We start from the raw sequence: 18,019 nt of genomic DNA, 5'->3' as shown, positions 1-18,019 counted from the left end.
AACAAGTTCATTGTAACAGTTAATCAATCGGTAAAATGCCTCTTAAAAATACAATAACCATTCTTTTTTGCCTGCTGGCATCCATCACTTTTGCTCAGTCTATAAAAGGAACCGTTAAATCGCAGTCAGGCGAAGCCATCGGCTTTGCCAACATTGCCGTATTAAACAGTTCAATCGGCACGGTTGCCGACAAAGACGGTAACTTTTCACTTGCCCTGGGCAAAGGAAAGTATCAGCTACAGGTAAGTACCATTGGTTATGCTACCAAAATCCAGTCCGTAAACGTGAGTAACCAGACGCAGACGGTAGTGATTACCTTAGCCGATAATGTAAACGCGCTGAGTGAAGTGGTCGTAACGGCAGATAAAACAGAAGAAAGACTACAGAATACGCCGATGGCCGTTACGTCTTTGAGTAGCAGACAGCTGAAAGAATACAGGGTCTGGACAATCAATGACCTTACGGCACTGGCACCAAGTACGTTTACTGTGGAGCACGGAAACAGTACCGGATCGAATTTCCTGAACATCCGGGGAGCTATGGGCTTTTCAAATGATCAGGCCGTAGCTACGTATGTAGACGGGGTCTATCAGTTTGATTATTTTTCGGCTCCGATCAATTTCAGCAATATCGAACGGGTTGAGATTCTGCGGGGACCGCAGGGGACACTCTATGGCAGAAATGCATTTGGCGGTGTACTGAATATCATTACCAGAAGACCGACCAACCAGACAAGCGGATTTGCCGAAATTGATTTGGGTAATTACGGTCAGCAGCGTTACAGCGTGGGCATCAATACACCACTCATAACCAATAAACTGTTTGTGAATGCAGGCTTTCAGGCTAACAACCGTGGTGCTGTGTATGACAACCCAACGCAGGACACCAAAAATTTTGATCACCATAATGCGTACAGCGGCAATGTGAACCTGAAATATCTGGTATCGGATAAATGGACAATTGACTGGAACACCCGTTACGAAAATGATAAGGACAAGGGAGCTTACCCCTGGGCGGCTACCGACAGTGCTGCCAGAGCCAATCCGTACACGGTTTTCGGCAATTGGGATAATACAGAACGCCGGACTAATGTCAACACGTCGGTTGCTGTAAAATATTTTGGTAAACGGTTCAATTTTACGTCGATCACTGCCTTTGTCGATTACCATATCTGGCTTCCGGGACGATTTGATTTTGATTTTGGTCCTGCCCGGTTAATCAGCTTTACGACCTGGTCAAGACAAAACGAACTCACCCAGGAGCTTCGGTTCTCGTCGCCGGCCAATGCCGGAAAGTGGAAATGGACAGCAGGGACCTTCTTATTCGGAGAAAAAACAAAGAACAGCAGCACGACGTATTTTGACGAAGATTATGCCCTTCTCGATCCGAATGCACCTTATGCGTCTATCGGTGATGGAAAACGAAAGGCGTATGGTGCGGCGTTTTTCGGGCAGGCTACTTACGCCATTTCGCCGGCGTTTGACATTACTGCCGGGGCAAGGTATGATGTAGAGCGCAGGGAGCTCACCCAGAATGCTTCGTTTGAAAAAGACAATGTAGTGATGCTTCTTTCTCCCGACAGTACCGCTAAAAAGACCTTTAATGCGTTTACGCCTAAGGTCGTTCTGAGCTATAAACTGACAGATAATTCGATGGTGTATGCGTCTTACGCCAAAGGATTCCGGGTTGGCGGCTTTAATTTCGGCAACAAAACAAACCCCACGTACAACCCCGAAAAATCGGATAACTATGAAGTGGGAATCAAAAATATGCTGTTTACTAACCGGCTGAAACTGAATATTACCGCGTTTTATTTTCAGCAGAAGGACCAGCAGGTATCTACATCCCGGGATGGTATAAACTACGCCACGCTCAATGTCGGCGACATGGATAACTACGGCCTTGAGCTGGAAGCTTCTGCCCTGCCGGTTAAAAATCTGCAGATCGAGTGGACCGCGAGCACGTCGCACAGCGAATACAAAAAACTGGAATTGTTTGATGCAGCAGCCAATGCCGTAAAAAATTACAAGGGGAATAAGGCAATTAATAATCCGGCTCTGCAGTCAATGCTTGCGCTTCAGTATGGTGTTTCTTTGTCTGAATCGGATCAGCAGCTCAAAGCCTTTGTCCGTGGGGAGTTCAGATACATCGGTGAATACCAGCTGGATTTTATCAATGCATATCAGCAGAAAGCGTATGGTATGCTCAATGCCCGGGCAGGCGTTACCAGCAAGCATTTCGATGTGGCGCTATGGGTCCGTAACCTCAATGATGTGCGCTACATGGCTTATGGATACGGCAGTTATATGATGGGGCTGCCCCGAATGATGGGCGTAACGGTAGCAGGGCGGTTTTAAAACGTAATTAACCGAAAACTATGAAATACATTCTCATCCTTTTGTGTAGCCTGACCGGTTATGCAGCTATGGCGCAGCGGTCGCCGGAAACGATGACGCCGGTATTGCGGCAGGAACTGATTGATGCCTTTGACGCGTCGGAGCGCTACAGCCTGAAAATCTGCGAACAGATGCCGGCAGAACATTACAACTTCCGGTCTACTGATTCGACGATGACCTTTGCGGAGCAGTGGCGGCATTGCTGCATCTTTACCAGCGGACAGCTTGCCGGCCGGCTGGGCATCGACAATCCGTATAAAACCCGTAAGCTGCCTAAGGTTATGACTAAGGAACAGATCATAGCTGAGGTGAAAGCCCTGTATGAGTTTGTCCGCCAGACCATCCGGAATGTGCCGGACAGCAAACTCTATGAGAAGACGGATTTCGTGAACGGAGCCATTCCGGGATGGCGGCTGATTTACGCCATGGAGAATCATATCATTCACCACCGCGGGCAATGTATCGTTTACTTGCGGCTGAAAGGCATTACGCCGGAGAGCTACTACGGGTGGTAATTAACCAAATACAAACATTGAATAATCACAAACCAATGAAAAAAAACCTTCTTTTCGTGGCGTCAGTGCTAATGACCATGAACACCTTTGCCCAAAAGACCGGCTCGGTCGAAATTCAGTTCGACAACGTGGTTGGCAGTCAGGATCTGGTCCTGAAAGACAAAACGTACACCAATGCAAACGGGGATGAGTTCGCGGTGTCGCTGTTTCAGTACTATGTCAGCAATTTCCGGCTGAAGCGGAAAGACGGCAGCGAGTACGTGGTGCCACAGGATGAGTCGTATTTCCTGATCCGCGAGCAACGTCCTGAAACGCAGCGTATCATCCTGAAAAATATACCGAAAGGTAACTATGTCGGCGTTAGCTTTGTCATTGGCGTGGATAGTCTGCGGTCGGCATCGGAAGTAAGCCAGCGGCAAGGTTGCCTGGATGTCGGGGGCGAAGGTAAGGATATGTACTGGGCGTGGAATTCAGGGTATATCTTTGTGAAGATGGAAGGTCGTTCGCCACAGGTGCCGATGACCGGAAACCGGAAAGAACCCATCTTTATGTACCACATTGGCTTATTCGGTGGCATGGGCGACAAAAAGACGCTGAACAACATTAAGGCCGCAAGCCTGAGTTTCGGCACTGATAAGGTGCGTGTGAAGGCAGACGATATAACCCGTATCGGCATAAAAACGGATGCGTCGAAACTGCTTAACGGATCAACCAACGTCAGCATCGCAGCCAATCCGTCGGTGATGGGTGGTCCGTATTCAAAACATATCGCGGATAACTACGCGACGATGTTCAGCTACGATGGATTGAAAAAAGAACTGCCGGCCGGAAAAGGGGCCGGTGTGGTTGGTATGAACGAGTAAACACGATGACCATGACGTCGAAAATTGGTATTGTCCTTTGCTGTTTTGGCCTGTTGCTGCTGTCGTTCTGTAAAAAGAGCGCACCTGCGCTGTTTGAAAAACCGGCCAACTTCCCGGCACCGACGTATAAATTTGCTGAAAACCCGCTGACAGCCGACGGGGTGGCGCTGGGCAAAATGCTGTTTTATGATGCGCTGTTGTCGAAGGATAATACCATTAGTTGCGGCAGCTGCCATCAGTTGTCGGCCGGGTTTACCCAGCACGGACACGCGCTGAGTCATGGCATCAATGATTTGCTGACCAAACGAAACTCCATGCCGTTGTTTAACCTGGCCTGGTCGACGGATTTTGGCTGGGACGGCGGGGTACATCATCTGGATTTATTTCCGCTGGTGCCGCTGCAAAATCCGTCGGAAATGGATGAAACGCTGGCCGATGTGCTGGAAAAGCTCCGGAAAACAAACCAGTATCCGCCCCTGTTTGCCAGAGCCTTCGGCTCACCGGAAATCAATACGGAGCGCTTCCTCAAAGCCCTGTCGCAGTTTATGCTGACGATGGTATCGGCAGACTCCCGTTACGATAAGGCGATGCGTTATGAAGGGGTGACGCTGACGGATACTGAAAAGGAAGGGCTGACGCTGGTGCAGCAGAAGTGCGGGAACTGCCATAGCGGCGAGTTATTCACCGATAATAAGTTCCGGAACAACGGGCTGAAACGGGAGCTGAATACCGACGAGGGCCGTTATGATATAACGTTGCTGAACGAAGACCGCTTCCGGTTTAAAGTCCCGGGTCTGCGAAATCTGGCCGCCACGGCACCTTATATGCACGATGGCCGCCTGGAAACGCTGGAGGCGGTGCTGGATCATTACAGCAACGGAGTGGAAGACAGTCCGACGCTTGATCCGTTGCTGAAGCAAAACGGGCGGTTGGGCATTGCGCTCACGGCTGATGAGAAGCAGAAGATACTGGCATTCCTGCAAACGCTGAACGATGATACGTTTCTGAAAAATAACCGGTTCGCCGAATTTGATGCGCCTGAAAAACCGCAGAAAAGCCAGTATGCCAATACCGACTGGAGCAAAGTCGATCTGACGCTGACCAGTCCGGCCCTGAAAGCATCATTCGATAAAGTGATGAACTATTATTGGGAAAGCCTGAACGGCCTCATGGCAGAAGACGGCGCCAGGGTAAAGCAGTCGGCGTTGCGGATGCTGAACATCCTCAAAAACTTTGACCGTTCGCAACTGACAGAACAACAAAAGGCGTTTTATGAACTGGTTTACGAAGATCTGGGCTTTGATGCAGAACATCTCGGCGAGACAGGCCTGATCGCCCATCAGCGGGATCATTTCGGGGATTTGTCCAAAAACCTGTACCGGCTTGTCAAAGCATTTCACCTGAATAAAAAACCGTTGTATTATCACTTCTGCCCGAAGGCGGTTTATAACCAGGGAGGTTATTGGATGACGGAAACGGCTGACAGTAAGGGAAATCCGTTTTTTGGTAAGCATGACGAGGCGTGTGGTACCATTTCACACGTAGTGCTGGAATGATGCCGGTCATATCGCTACACTGATCAAAATTAGTAGACTATAAGGCGAAGAGTCATTATCTTTGCGGAAAATTACAAAAACGTGCGTTCGGTTCTGGTGTACATATTGCTCTTTGCGATTATGCTGCCAACGGTTAGTCCGTGGGGAACCATTGCCTGTTTTCAACTGAACCGGGACTACATTGCCCGTGTGCTCTGCGAAAACCGCGACCGGCCGCAAATGAATTGTAACGGCCAATGCTATCTGGCCAAACGCCTGAAAGCGCAGCAGGACAAACAGGACAAGGAAACGACCGAGCGGGTACAGAACCTGCCGGGACTACAGCTTTTCTGGCAGGCACCGGCTGTCTTGTCTGTCAGCACTGACGTCATTGATCTGACGGGTCATTCTACGCATTTTATTTACCTGCTTAAGCATTATTCGGCTCCTTTGACGGGCTTATTGCAACCTCCCCGCCGGTAAAGTTTTTTGTCTGCCACCCTGCTTATCGTCTGGCGGGACGGCTCTGATCGCAGTTTCCTGCGATTTCAATTCACTTTATATCAATAACAGCACCATGCTTCAGTCAACAGACGGGCATGCATCCTCTCATTTTGTGACCTCTGCGGGGAAGAGGTCAGCTATTTCCATGAAATCAATTCTTTCATTTGTCGTTGCGGCTGTATTAGCCTTTACCATTTTTTCCTGTTCAAAAACCGAAGTTGACAGCATTGATCCGAACGGAACAGGCGGTCTGACGCTCGAATTCGATAACTATGTCGGTGGTACGAACATGGCTCTGGGCACGGCGCAATATAAAAACACGGCCGGTGAGTCGTTTACGGTCACTACGTTCAACTATTTCGTCAGCAACATTGAACTGACGAAAGAAGACGGAACGGTTGTAAAAGTACCAAACAGCTACTATCTGGTACGGGAAGCCGATCCTAAGTCGCTGAACGTTGCCCTGACCGGCATTCCACAGGCCAATTATGCAAAAGTTGCTTTTACCATCGGCGTCGACAGCCTGAAGAGCCAGGCACCGGTGACAGAGCGTACAGGCGCCCTGGATACCGGGAGCTATGGTACCGATAATATGTACTGGTCATGGAACTCAGGCTATATTTTCATGAAGCTGGAAGGTATCTCACCTGCATCAACCATTTCCGGCAAAGCGTTCCAGTATCATATTGGTGGATACGGCGGTGGCTTCCAGGGAGCTGCCAGGACCGCCAATAACCTGCGGAAAATAACCTTGTCGCTCGGTAGCACCAGTGCAAAAGTGCGCGCAGCAACAACACCAACGGTGCATTTGATTGTTGATGCGGCTAAGGCATTGGGCGGTACGAATACCATCAGTTTTGCGACGACCCCAACGGTACACAGCCCGGCATTGGCTAAGCCAATCGTAGATAACTACGTGAATATGTTCGTGGTCGATCACGTACATAACGACTAACCCCTGATCAGGTGTCCGGAGGAGGGTTCTCTTCCGGACCTTTTATGTGGTATGCAAAAACGACACACAACAGGGCAGGCCGGAATGAGGCTGGTTCGTAAGGTATTACGTGTTGTAATGGTCTGTACGTTGCCGGCGGGTATCAGTAGTTGTAGCAATCAGTCAGAGGTGGCATTAGATACGCCGGCATTTACTGTACCGAAAAACTTTCCGGCACCGGTTTATGCACTGGACCGAAACCGGATTACAGCGGCCGGTGTCGAATTGGGCCGGATGCTGTTTTTTGACGCCAGATTATCCCGCGACAAGTCAATTTCCTGCGCCGAGTGCCACAGTCAGCCGTATGCCTTTACGCATCACGGACACGACGTGAGTCACGGCATTGATAACCGTGTGGGAACGCGCAATTCACTGCCGATTCAGAATCTGGCCTGGAGCAACAGTTTTTTCTGGGATGGCGGGGTGCTGGATCTTGATCTGGTGCCGGTTGCACCCATTGAGAACCCGCTTGAGATGGATGAGACGCTGTACAATGTGCTGGAAAAGCTCCGGAAAGACAGCACCTATCCGAAAAAATTCAAGGCGGCATTCGGAACGGAGGAGGTGACTACCGCCCGTTTTCTACAGGCACTGTCGCAGTACATGCTGACGCTGGTTTCGGCCAATTCGCGGTATGACAAGTATGTACGGAATGAAGGTGTTACGTTAACTGCGGATGAGCTGGCTGGTAAACAGTTGTTTGTACAGAAAGGCTGTGCGAACTGCCACGCTGGTGAGTTATTTACCGACAACAAGTTCCGGAACAATGGGCTGAGCCTGGCATTCGGTACTGATTTGGGCCGCGGCCGGATTACCGAAGCCCCGCAGGACAATTATACGTTTAAAGTCCCAAGCCTGCGTAATGTCGGGGTATCATTCCCCTACATGCACGACGGTCGTTTCCGGACGCTGGAGGCGGTACTGGATCACTACGCGGAAGGCGTTACCGAAACGCCGAACCTCGATCCGCTGCTGAAGCAGAACGGACGGTTAGGTATTCCGATGACTGCCGGGGAAAAGGCGCAGATCATTGCCTTTCTCAAAACGCTTACAGACGAGGAGTTCCTGAAGAATCCACAATTCATACAGAAATGAAAAAACTATTGATGTTTACGTTAGTACTGTGGCCGCTGGTTAGTTCTGCCTGTGATATTTGCGGGTGTTCGAACGGCGGGGCCTATTTCGGCATCATGCCGCAGGTCGGCCGGCCGTTTGTCGGAGTACGCTACCGGCTTGCATCGTATGATTCGCACCTGAACAGTCAGTATTTACGGACGAAGGAAACATTCCGCGCCACGGAGGTGTGGGCGCGAGTTTATCCCGTCCGGCGGGTACAGGTGATGGCCTTTGTGCCGTATTATTTCAATCAGCAACAGGAAGTCAGTTCCGGAGCGATTCGCCGGCTACAGGGCATTGGCGATATTACGGCGCTGGCTAACTACAATGTCTTCAATACATTCTGGGATTCAACCCGTGTACATCGCGTCAACCACAGTCTGTTGCTGGGGGCCGGTGTGAAGCTGCCGACCGGCCGTTTCCGGTACGATCAGACGGATCTCAGTGAGGTAAACAACCCGAATTTTCAGTTGGGGACCGGCAGTGTGGATGCCTTGCTGAGTGCCTTATACTCGATGCGGGCCGGTGCGTGGGGCTGGAATACCGATCTCACCTATAAAATTAATACAACCAATGCGCAGCAATACCGCTTCGGTAACCGGTTGACAGCCAACAGCCTTATTTTTTACGCGAAAGAGCTGCCGGCCGTTACGCTGATGCCGAATGCGGGTGTGTATGCCGAGGTTGCGGCACAGGATCACCGGAGTGGTGTATCAAACAACCAGACGGGCGGCTATGTAACGATGGCTAATCTGGGCATGGAATTATACCTGAAACGGTTTTCGGTAGGGGCAACCTATCAGCATCCGATGGCTCAGCAACTGGCCGAAGGTGAGCTGAAAGCCCGTAGCCGCGCCACGTTTCACATTACTTTAATGTTATAGTCTTAACAAACGGAACAGAGATGAAACTTTATCATTGGCTATATATGCTGCTGGCGTTTACCGCCTGTCAGTCAAAAACGGAACAGCACGAACATCACCATGGAGGCGCCGCAAAGGTAGTGGCGGAGATCGATTCTGTGGGACAACTGGAACAGGAAATTCTGGCTATTCATGACAGTATAATGCCGCAGATGAGTGAGCTGATGCGGCTGAAAAAAACTGTTTCTGCCAAAATTGAAGCGACTAAAGACGAGGCCGTAAAAAAGGGTGGTCTGGCAGTCAGCGGCGAGCTGGAACAGGCCGATCAGGCGATGATGTCGTGGATGAATCAGTACAACGGCGATACGCTGAAAAAGCTGCAACCGGCACAAGCCATGGCTTACCTCAGGGATCAGCACGGTAAAGTAACTGAAATGCGCCGGACCATGCATACGAGCATCGATCACGCTAAAGCCTACGTGCAGCCCTGATCATGAAACGAGCACTTTTTGCCGGTATGCTGAGTCTGTTTGCGTTAACCGGTTGCCGGTGGAAGGCGGAAAAGCTGCCTTATCTGGGTGAGCCGGAAAAGATTACGAAAGTAGTGGATGGCAAACAGGTGGACGAACTGGTTTATCCAACCATTCCGGCTTTTCAGTTTATCAGCCAGGACAGTGTACCCATTACGGAGAAAAGCTTCGACGGTAAAATATACGTAGCTGATTTTTTCTTCGTGACCTGTCCGACTATCTGCCCGATCATGAAGAAAAACATGCTGAACGTATACGAAGCGTTTAAGGGAGCTGAGGACGTACGGATTCTGTCGCACACCATCGACCCGAGTCACGATACACCGGCGGTATTAAAGCAGTATGCGAAAGACCTCGGCATTACTGGTCCGATGTGGCAGTTTGCAACCGGCGACAGGGAGAAAATTTATGACATCGGCGAAAACCATTATCTCGTCACGGCGGGTGCAGATTCGACCGCTCCGGGTGGCTATATCCATAGCGGTGCCTTTGTCCTGATTGATAAGGAAAAACACATACGCGGCCAGTATGACGGTACGACAGAAGCAGGGACCAATAAGCTGATTGCTGACATCAAACGCCTCCGCGACGAATACAAAAACGATTAACCAACACAACTAAACCATGAAAATCAAACAAACCGCCCTCATTACCGGCCTCTTTATGCTGGTCAGCCTGTTGTCGTTCGGCCAGAAAAAGGCCTGGAAAGAACTGGATGACTACCATTCTGTAATGGCGCAGACATTCCATCCGGCCGAAGAAGGAAACCTGAAGCCGGTAATGGCCCGCTCCGGTGAACTGGTGGCCAAAGCCGTTGCCTTGCAGAAAGCAGCCATCCCGACAGATTACCAGAAAGAAGGGGTTAAGCAATCGATAGACCTGCTGGCAAAGGAGTCGGCCGCGCTGGATAAACTGGTGCAGCAGAAAAAGCCGGAAGCCGACATCAAGAAGGCCATTACAGCGCTGCATGACCGCTTCCATGAGGTTATGGAAAAATGCGAACACTAACCGTTACCAACACTGCTTAACTAACGCTTTTCTTTGCTGTTCCGGAGATACATAGCGCTTTTTCTGCTGGTCACACTTTGCGCCAAAGTGCTGATTGTGCCGTGTATTCTGCTGGATTTTGAACTCCGGAAGGCGTATATCGTCAGTAATTTCTGTGAAAATAAAAACCGGCCTGAGCTGCACTGCGACGGGAAATGCTATCTGGCAAAACGCCTCAGGGCTGCTCAGGAGCGGGAAGAACAATCGAAGACCGAAGAAGTGGTAAACCGGCTGCTGAAAGCCGTTTATTACCAAGATATAGTGCTTCGGTATGTTGCCTCAACCGCACCTTTAACCACATTCATCAACCAACATGTCCTTACTTTTCTTTACATAGTAACACGGCCCGGCTATTTGTCCGGGGTTTTCCGTCCGCCTGCTTTGTCGTACTGATCCGCTTCCGCACCAAACGAAGCATACCGTTAGTTTTTCAGTACAGACATTTTCATGAATTCACCAAAGTTACTTTCATTGACAGTGGCCATGCTGCTGTCTGTCAATACATTTGCTCAGACCATAAAAGGGCGCATTTTTGATGCGCAGACCAAAGAACCGGTTATCGGGGCTACCATTCGTGTGGTACAGGGCCAAACCGGAACGACAACCGACGTTAATGGGCGCTTTGAGCTAAAGCAAGCTACTGACAATGCCCGTCTGGTCATTTCTTCGGTAGGCTATGGCACGCAGGAAATCAACGCGTCAGCGATTGGCAGCGGCATTGCGCTCGAACCAAGCATTGAAGATTTACAGACGATCGTGGTGACCGGCAACCGCGAAGCAACGCTGCGCACGGAAACGCCGATTGCCATTTCCCGCCTGTCGCCCCGAATCATCGAAGAAACTAAGCCAACCGCGCTATACGAAATCGTGAATAAGGTGCCGGGTGTGCTGATGGTTAACCTCAATAATGAGCAGCACATGATGGCGATACGGCAGCCGATGACCACAAATGCCTACTTTCTGTATCTTGAAGACGGGATTCCGATCCGGCCGATGGGGGTATTCAACCACAACTCCATTCTGGAATTTAACCAGCTTGCCATCAGCTCGGTTGAGGTGGTGAAAGGTCCGGTTTCATCGATATACGGAGCAGAAGCGGTCGGAGGAGCGATCAACTTTATTACCCAGCGTCCGACGGTGGTGCCAACCGCCCGGATCGGCGTTCAGGCCGATCAGTGGGGCTATAAACGGATACAATACGGGGCCGGTGCCACCATGGGTAAACTTGGCGTGTATGTGGGCGGTTTTGTTGCCCGTCAGCGTAGTGCCTGGATGACCAGCTCAGACTACGACAAGGCCGCCGTTAATGCGCGGGTCGAATACAGTTTTACCCCTAAAACGCGGCTGACGGGTGCGTTATCCTATAATAACTACGACTCGCAGACCAGCGGCAGCGTCGATAGTGTGGCGTTTTACAGTCGTCAGTACGTCAGCACGACGGATTTTACGTACCGGAAATCGTACTCACTGCGGACGCGGCTGACGCTGGAACATGAGTGGAAAAACGGCTCTCAGTCGTTCATAACGGCTTTTCTGCGGGATAACAAGCACGGGCAGAATCCATCGTACAGCATCATCTGGAAATCAGGTGCCTCAACCGCTACCGGTCAGATTAACTCCAATGACTTTAAAAGTAAAGGCATCATTGCCCAGCATACTCAGAAGCTGCCGTTCCTGAACGCAAAGGTGATTGCCGGTGCTACGGTCGACCTGTCGCCGAACACGTATTGGGCCTATCAGGTCGATCTGAATGCACAGTTGCGGGCCGATAAAAAGTCGGTTGAGAGGTATACTATCGCCAAAGAACGGCCGGATGTTCAGCTGGCCAATTACAATGCCGACATTTTTAACACGGGACTGTATGCGCAGGTTGAGTTTGAGCCGGTTTCACGGCTGCGGGTATCGGCCGGTGTGCGCTACGACCGTATGTCATTCGATTATGTGAATAACCTTGATCTGGATAAAACGACCGGTCTGGCCGTTGGCGGGACAAAGGAATATAGTCAGGCTACGCCGAAACTGGGGCTGACCTACGATCTGGGCAAGGGCAAAGGGCTGTATGCCAGCTATTCGAAAGGTTTCTCACCGCCGGCCTTAACGGCTATTTTCCGGAAACGGCCTGTCGCAGCGGCCAACGGCGATTTGTTCTACTACAACATTACACCGGCGCTGTTCAACAACATGGAAGTTGGTGGCTGGGCATCGGCGTTTAAAAATAAGGTATACATCGATCTGGCCTATTACCAGATGAACGGCACCAACGAACTGCTCAACATCCGGCAACCGGATAACTCAACCGACTACCAGTCGGTCGGGAAAACCCTGCATCGTGGTGTTGAATTCGGACTGACCTACAAACCGTCGAAACAGTTGTTTTTTCGCTTTGGCGGGACGAATGCCATCCACCGGTTTGTGGCCTTTACGCTGAGTCAGCGGGCGTCAGATGCCGTAAAAGATGTAAACGGCAAGGACATGCCGTCGGCCCCGCGCTGGCTCTGGAACACAGAACTGAGCTATTATCCGGCCTGGCTGCCCAAATTCCGGACTTCGGTGGAGTGGCAGCATGTGTCGTCCTGGTACCAGAACCAGGTAAATACAATCACCTATCCGGGCTATGATATCATGAACGTCCGGATTGGCTATCAGTGGAGAGGCATTGAGGTATTCGGTAATGTGCTGAACCTGACCAATGCACTTTATGCTACCAACGCAACACGCGGTAATGCCGCTACCGACCGCACTACGTTTACCCCTGCTGCGCCACGAACCTTTGTGGCGGGTATCCAATACAACTTTACCGGTAAAAAATAACATCACTTAACCACCTCCCGGAAGCCGGTCTTCCGGGAGGGTTTTCTCTGTATGAAAACGATCATCTCCTGTATCTGTCTGCTGGGTATTCTGGCCCTTAAACCTGCCCCGAAACCTGCTGCTACGCGTTTGTCAGATCCGGCGTTTACCGGCCTGACCCCCCGCTTCTCCACTGATCAGCACGGTAATCCGGTATTAAGCTGGGCCGAGCGCGTGGATGATAAGTCAGCCAGGTTCTTTTTCTCTGTCTCAGCGGATGGCGGGCAGACCTTTGGCCCCAAGGTGCAGGTTGCTGCGCCGGCGGACTTGTCGGTGCATGCGGAAGGCATGCCGAAGCTGGCATTCAAAGCCGATGGGACCATTCTGGCCTTGTTGGAGGTGCCGCGTCCGGCAGCGGCCTCACGCTTTGCCGGCGATTTGTTGTTTACGACCTCATCAGACGGCGGTAAGACCTGGACGCCGGCCAAAGCACTTCACCGCGACACGACACCCGGTAAAAGCCATTCGTTCAGCGATATGACTCGCTTGCCGAACGGACAGATCGGTATTGTCTGGCTCGATGATAAAATGCCCGGTAAGCCCGGACGCAGTGTACGGTTTGTGCAGACACTGCCGGAAGGAGGCTTTACGGAAGAACGTATCGTGGATGACAATGCCTGTCAGTGTTGCCGGACCAACATTTTTGTCGATCAGCAGGGCAATATTCACCTGATGTACCGCGACATGGAGGAGTCATCAACGGATGCCAATCCGGGCGCGCGCGATATCAGCCATGTGGTTTCGGCTGATGGCGGTCAGACGTTCAGCAAGCCGGAGAGGGTCTACGCGGATAACTGGCGGATCAATGCCTGTCCGCACGCAGGACCGGATGTTGAACAGACCGGCGATGGAATCTACGCAACCTGGTTTTCGGGCAAGGAAAAGGCAACCGGGCTGCGTCTGGCCAAACTGGGTAACTCTTCGCTGGTGGCAAGCCGGATGTCAGACCGCGCCAAACATCCGCAGCTGACCAGTTATCATGGTCAACTGGTGTGGGTTTGGGATGAAGCATTCCCCAAAAAAGGGAAGGTAGCCGAAGATGGATTTCCGGAATATGCACAACGCATTTGTATGCAGCTGATAAGCGGGAAAACCGTAAAACCATTAACCTTCCTGACTGATGAAAACCAGCATGCCACCTATCCGGCCGTGATGGTCACCAGAAACGGCCTGCTGCTTGCGTATGAACAGCAGCAGACCACGGGTGGTAGTTCGGTTATTGTTTCCCGGCTGGTGACTGACCTGTAAACCGGTTGCTTACTTAAAGACGGATGACACAGGCTCTCCGACCGGGTGTTCTGCTTTATAGGTAACGCCGAGTAGCCGGGCAATGGTGGCAGCCAGCTGATTCTGGAAAAGTACCGGCCCGCCCTGTTGCTCGCCGGTCGGTGCAACACCTGCCCCCGCCACGCCAAACCACATCTGGTAGGAGTCGGCGGTTTTGGTGCCGTGGTCTTTCCAGCGGACTTTCGGCGTGTGGCCGCGGCCATGATCGGTCGTAATAATAAAGGTTGTTTTACCGGCATACTGCGGCATAGTCTGGATGGTCTGCCACAGGTCATTCAGCATGCCGTCGATGGAATGCAGCATCTCGAGATGGTCCGCGTATTTGCCCGCATGCGCCAGGTCATCGGTTTCATCAAACGAAAGAAAGAGTACACGCGGCTTGTTTTGTTTGAGGTAGTTTTTGGCCATGAAGTAGGTCAGGAAGTCCTGCCGGACGCCATCGCCGAACTGAGACGGGAGCAACCGCATCATATCATTAAGCAGTGAATCGGAACTGGTACGTGGATTAACAATCAGCTCATTCGCCGAGTTAGCATAAATCCCGCTGCGGTTTTCATTGACGGCCGCCTCAATAACATTCCATGACGAGAAGACCGCAATACGGTTTTTGAAGCCCGGCTGCTGATTCAGGTACTCCAGCACCGTTGTATTCGGGTTATCTTTCTTGTCGTTTGAACTAATGCGTTCATCGGCAAAGCCCGACAGAATTTCGTTGTATCCCGGATAGCTGAACCAATATGGATTGGCGGTGTTCACCTTGCTGTCTTTTAATCGGTTACCGTAGAGCTGTCCTTGTTTCGCTACGACGTTCCACCAGAAAGGAAGCAGCTTTTGCCGGCGTTCGGCCGCTGTGGGAGCCCAGAATGTCTTGCGCGCTTTGGCGGTGTCCGGCGAGAAAACCGGATCGAAAAGCAGTGTTGAGTCGGCTCCTGTAAACACTTCCTGCCAGCGTACGCCGTCGAGGGTGATCAATACAATGTTTTGGGCCGGTTGTGCCAGCGCTGGCTGCGCGCATACAACGCTGAAAAGCAGCAGAAACCAGAGGAGGATAGATGATTTCATCATAATGGCAAAAGAAATACGCAGACGACTGTGTGACGATCAGTTATGCATTAACATTTCATGAAATTTGTCCGGTCAGGTAAAATAAAAGGCCGGATCAGCGCAACGCTTACCCTATATCGGACGTTATACAATGCAGAACTTACCTTTTAAAGCAGAAAATGCCATGACGAGAATATATACACTGATTGGTATAGTATGTACTATGCTTCTGTGGGGATGCCAGCGCGATCCTGAAACAGCACCAACCGGCCGGGTGCGGGTTACTTTTGACAATGTGGTAGGCGATAAAGACCTTGTCTTAAACACCGGTACGTATACCAACAGCAGTAATGAGACGTTCTCGGTGTCGCTCTTCAATTACTATGTCAGTAACATTAAACTACTAAAAGCAGACGGGACCTCATTTACGGTTCCGCAAGACAGCAGCTACTTCCTGATTCGTGAAAGCCAGCCGGCAACTCAGACCATTTCGGTCGGTCAAATTCCCTACGGTGAATACACCGGTATGGAGTTTATGGTCGGCGTGGATAGTCTGCGGAATACGATGGATGTCAGCAAGCGTACCGGTGTGCTGGATCCGGTAGGCGGACACAGCGGTGGCATGTACTGGGACTGGAATTCGGGCTATATTTTTCTGAAGCTGGAAGGTAGTTCACCACAGGCGGTTGAAACGGCCGGAACGTTTATGTACCACATTGGGCTGTTCGGTGGCTATCAGGCCAAAACCCTCAATAACCTGCGTACGGTTCGGGTATCCTTTACTAATACTAAAGCCGTAGTTGGTCAGAATCTGACACCTGCCGTACAAATCCGGACGGATGTAGCGACTATTTTCGATGGCGCCACAAAGATTAGTATTGCGCAACATCCGGACGTGATGGTCTCCGATTTTTCTGCGACCATTGCCAATAATTACAGTCAGATGTTCCGCTTTGTAAACCTGCAGTCAAATTAACAGGCATATGAGTCGCTGGCAGTGGATTGGTTTAATGGCAGCCGTTGGGTTCTGGGGGTACATTGTTGTTTCCTGCAAGCCGGGTAATTCGGGCGGGGGAGAAGAGCCTGGTCCTGAGCCGGTAACGCCGGTGCAGACAACACCTTATACCTGGACTAAACCTGCCAATTTTCCGGCTCCTGTCTATAATTTTGCGAAGAACCCGCTGACGGTTCAGGGAGTGCAACTCGGGAAAGCCCTTTTTTATGACGGACTTCTTTCGCGGAATGGCACCATTACCTGTGGTTTTTGTCATTCGCCGTTCAATGCCTTTGCGCATACCGATCACCCGCTAAGCCACGGTATTAACGATCAGACCGGTATCCGGAATGTGCCGGCCATTCAGAACGTTGCCTGGGGACAGCACTTTTTCTGGGATGGCGGTATTGTCGATCTGGACTTACTGCCTATTGCACCCATCCAGAATCCCGTTGAAATGGGGGATTCCATGACGAATGTACTGGCCAAAGTACGGCAAACGGCGAAATACCGTACTATGTTTAAAGCCGCTTTCGGAACCGACTCCATTACTACCGCTACTTTTCTGAAAGCCCTGTCGCAGTTTATGCTGACGCTTGTTTCGGCTAATTCTACCTATGATAAATATACACGCGGAGAAACCGGCGGGGATCTGAGCGAAGAAGCCAGACGGGGTTTAACACTTTTCAAGGCAAAATGTGCAGGCTGTCACAGTGGTGAATTGTTTACCGATCAGACTTTCCGCAACAATGGACTGCCGAAACTGGCCAACGCCCGCACGGATGACAAAGGCCGTTACACCGTTACGCTGCTGACCACGGATCAGTATAAGTTCCGGGTGCCCGGTTTGCGCAACGTCGAATTTACTCCTCCGTACATGCACGACGGACGGTTCCAGACCTTACAGCAGGTGATTCAGCATTACGCCACCGGCGTTCAGGATACGCCGCAGCTGGATCCGTTACTGAAGCAAAACGGTCAGTTGGGTATACCCCTTACCGCTCAGGAACAGAAAGACCTGCTGGCCTTTTTACTGTCATTGACTGATTATGAATTTTTGAATAACCGGCAGTTTCAGCCCAACTGAATCAGTGTGTCTGCAAAAAGCAGAATTTTATAGTACGCCGGGCGAACAGGAAAAGAAAAAACGGCGTTTAGAGGCATATGGATAACCAGCGATTTAAAGCCTGGCTTAAGCGGATTGGGTGGGCAGGCTTTTTGTTTTTTCTTGTTAAAGGGCTTTTATGGCTCCTTATTCCTTATTTAATAGCAAAAGGGTTTCTGTCGAAGTAATAATGCAGATAGAGAATCCTAACTTCCTCATTTATCAATCATTGCGTTTTGCTTTAATTCCGGGTCCCCACTTGGTTTATAAATTGTTTATCAGTAACTTTGCGTCCTGATTTTGAGTAGGTATGTTCTTTACAAAAAAAGCATACTTAATAATCGCATTCGAACTTCATAACTTCAGTATAACACAA

Annotated in this window: 17 protein-coding genes; 16 read left to right on the top strand and 1 reads right to left on the bottom strand. The window is 50.7% G+C overall.

Annotated elements, in window-relative coordinates:
• The first annotated feature begins 35 nt into the window (after positions 1-35).
• The 14 genes from BLX24_RS12830 to BLX24_RS12765 all read left to right on the top strand — a co-directional run bounded on the left by BLX24_RS12830 (position 36) and on the right by BLX24_RS12765 (position 14,461).
• A complete protein-coding gene (locus tag BLX24_RS12830; protein WP_071503532.1) occupies positions 36-2,357 on the top strand; it encodes a TonB-dependent receptor in 2,322 nt (773 codons plus the stop codon).
• Between the two features lie 20 nt (positions 2,358-2,377).
• Positions 2,378-2,911, top strand: coding sequence for a DinB family protein (locus BLX24_RS12825; RefSeq protein ID WP_071503531.1), 534 nt, complete (start codon positions 2,378-2,380; stop codon positions 2,909-2,911).
• A gap of 35 nt (positions 2,912-2,946) precedes the next feature.
• A complete protein-coding gene (locus BLX24_RS12820) occupies positions 2,947-3,774 on the top strand; it encodes an MbnP family protein (RefSeq protein ID WP_071503530.1) in 828 nt (275 codons plus the stop codon).
• 11 nt (positions 3,775-3,785) lie between these two features.
• Entirely contained in the window at positions 3,786-5,330 is a 1,545-nt protein-coding gene (locus BLX24_RS12815) for a cytochrome c peroxidase (RefSeq protein WP_229201786.1), read from the top strand.
• Positions 5,331-5,411: 81 nt separating this feature from the next.
• Entirely contained in the window at positions 5,412-5,792 is a 381-nt protein-coding gene (locus tag BLX24_RS12810; RefSeq protein WP_071503528.1) for a hypothetical protein, read from the top strand.
• Positions 5,793-5,958: 166 nt separating this feature from the next.
• Positions 5,959-6,768, top strand: a complete 810-nt coding sequence (locus tag BLX24_RS12805; protein WP_071503527.1) for an MbnP family protein — start codon at positions 5,959-5,961, stop codon at positions 6,766-6,768.
• 51 nt (positions 6,769-6,819) lie between these two features.
• The gene (locus BLX24_RS12800; RefSeq protein WP_083421946.1) at positions 6,820-7,902 is read left to right on the top strand and encodes a cytochrome-c peroxidase; all 1,083 of its coding nucleotides are present in this window, start codon (positions 6,820-6,822) and stop codon (positions 7,900-7,902) included.
• Positions 7,899-8,807 (top strand): transporter family protein, encoded by a 909-nt coding sequence (locus tag BLX24_RS12795; protein WP_071503525.1) that lies wholly within the window; start codon positions 7,899-7,901, stop codon positions 8,805-8,807. Before BLX24_RS12800 ends, BLX24_RS12795 begins: the two co-directional genes overlap by 4 nt.
• A gap of 20 nt (positions 8,808-8,827) precedes the next feature.
• Complete coding sequence (locus BLX24_RS12790; RefSeq protein WP_143092654.1) at positions 8,828-9,277, top strand: hypothetical protein; 450 nt, start codon at positions 8,828-8,830, stop codon at positions 9,275-9,277.
• Between the two features lie 2 nt (positions 9,278-9,279).
• Positions 9,280-9,924, top strand: coding sequence for an SCO family protein (locus tag BLX24_RS12785; RefSeq protein WP_071503523.1), 645 nt, complete (start codon positions 9,280-9,282; stop codon positions 9,922-9,924).
• 16 nt (positions 9,925-9,940) lie between these two features.
• Positions 9,941-10,324 carry a hypothetical protein gene (locus tag BLX24_RS12780; RefSeq protein WP_071503522.1) on the top strand — a complete coding sequence of 128 codons (384 nt, stop codon included), beginning with the start codon at positions 9,941-9,943 and terminating at the stop codon, positions 10,322-10,324.
• Between the two features lie 33 nt (positions 10,325-10,357).
• On the top strand, positions 10,358-10,756 hold the full coding sequence (locus BLX24_RS12775) for a hypothetical protein (protein WP_071503521.1): 399 nt from the start codon (positions 10,358-10,360) through the stop codon (positions 10,754-10,756).
• 54 nt (positions 10,757-10,810) lie between these two features.
• The gene (locus BLX24_RS12770) at positions 10,811-13,174 is read left to right on the top strand and encodes a TonB-dependent receptor (RefSeq protein ID WP_071503520.1); all 2,364 of its coding nucleotides are present in this window, start codon (positions 10,811-10,813) and stop codon (positions 13,172-13,174) included.
• Positions 13,175-13,225: 51 nt separating this feature from the next.
• Positions 13,226-14,461 (top strand): exo-alpha-sialidase, encoded by a 1,236-nt coding sequence (locus BLX24_RS12765; protein ID WP_071503519.1) that lies wholly within the window; start codon positions 13,226-13,228, stop codon positions 14,459-14,461.
• 9 nt (positions 14,462-14,470) lie between these two features.
• On the opposite strand, the gene BLX24_RS12760 is transcribed toward BLX24_RS12765, so the two are convergent.
• Complete coding sequence (locus tag BLX24_RS12760; protein ID WP_083421944.1) at positions 14,471-15,565, bottom strand: alkaline phosphatase family protein; 1,095 nt, start codon at positions 15,563-15,565, stop codon at positions 14,471-14,473.
• Positions 15,566-15,767: 202 nt separating this feature from the next.
• Between BLX24_RS12760 and BLX24_RS12755 the strand changes: the two genes are divergently transcribed.
• Both BLX24_RS12755 and BLX24_RS12750 read left to right on the top strand, forming a co-directional pair.
• A complete protein-coding gene (locus BLX24_RS12755; RefSeq protein ID WP_229201785.1) occupies positions 15,768-16,520 on the top strand; it encodes an MbnP family protein in 753 nt (250 codons plus the stop codon).
• A gap of 7 nt (positions 16,521-16,527) precedes the next feature.
• Entirely contained in the window at positions 16,528-17,625 is a 1,098-nt protein-coding gene (locus BLX24_RS12750; protein WP_071503518.1) for a cytochrome-c peroxidase, read from the top strand.
• Positions 17,626-18,019: the final 394 nt, after the last annotated feature.

Origin of the sequence: Arsenicibacter rosenii (genome assembly GCF_001870735.1) — a bacterium.
Classification (GTDB): domain Bacteria; phylum Bacteroidota; class Bacteroidia; order Cytophagales; family Spirosomataceae; genus Arsenicibacter; species Arsenicibacter rosenii.
This window is presented reverse-complemented; position numbering and strand designations above follow the sequence as displayed.

Excerpts from the sequence above, each read along its gene's own strand:
- BLX24_RS12830 (WP_071503532.1), top strand. The coding sequence starts at position 36 with ATGCCTCTTAAAAATACAATAACCATTCTTTTTTGCCTGCTGGCATCC.
- BLX24_RS12825 (WP_071503531.1), top strand. The coding sequence starts at position 2,378 with ATGAAATACATTCTCATCCTTTTGTGTAGCCTGACCGGTTATGCAGCT.
- BLX24_RS12820 (WP_071503530.1), top strand. The coding sequence starts at position 2,947 with ATGAAAAAAAACCTTCTTTTCGTGGCGTCAGTGCTAATGACCATGAAC.
- BLX24_RS12815 (WP_229201786.1), top strand. The coding sequence starts at position 3,786 with ATGACGTCGAAAATTGGTATTGTCCTTTGCTGTTTTGGCCTGTTGCTG.
- BLX24_RS12805 (WP_071503527.1), top strand. The coding sequence starts at position 5,959 with ATGAAATCAATTCTTTCATTTGTCGTTGCGGCTGTATTAGCCTTTACC.
- BLX24_RS12800 (WP_083421946.1), top strand. The coding sequence starts at position 6,820 with ATGCAAAAACGACACACAACAGGGCAGGCCGGAATGAGGCTGGTTCGT.
- BLX24_RS12795 (WP_071503525.1), top strand. The coding sequence starts at position 7,899 with ATGAAAAAACTATTGATGTTTACGTTAGTACTGTGGCCGCTGGTTAGT.
- BLX24_RS12790 (WP_143092654.1), top strand. The coding sequence starts at position 8,828 with ATGAAACTTTATCATTGGCTATATATGCTGCTGGCGTTTACCGCCTGT.
- BLX24_RS12785 (WP_071503523.1), top strand. The coding sequence starts at position 9,280 with ATGAAACGAGCACTTTTTGCCGGTATGCTGAGTCTGTTTGCGTTAACC.
- BLX24_RS12780 (WP_071503522.1), top strand. The coding sequence starts at position 9,941 with ATGAAAATCAAACAAACCGCCCTCATTACCGGCCTCTTTATGCTGGTC.
- BLX24_RS12770 (WP_071503520.1), top strand. The coding sequence starts at position 10,811 with ATGAATTCACCAAAGTTACTTTCATTGACAGTGGCCATGCTGCTGTCT.
- BLX24_RS12765 (WP_071503519.1), top strand. The coding sequence starts at position 13,226 with ATGAAAACGATCATCTCCTGTATCTGTCTGCTGGGTATTCTGGCCCTT.
- BLX24_RS12760 (WP_083421944.1), bottom strand. The coding sequence starts at position 15,565 with ATGATGAAATCATCTATCCTCCTCTGGTTTCTGCTGCTTTTCAGCGTT.
- BLX24_RS12755 (WP_229201785.1), top strand. The coding sequence starts at position 15,768 with ATGCTTCTGTGGGGATGCCAGCGCGATCCTGAAACAGCACCAACCGGC.
- BLX24_RS12750 (WP_071503518.1), top strand. The coding sequence starts at position 16,528 with ATGAGTCGCTGGCAGTGGATTGGTTTAATGGCAGCCGTTGGGTTCTGG.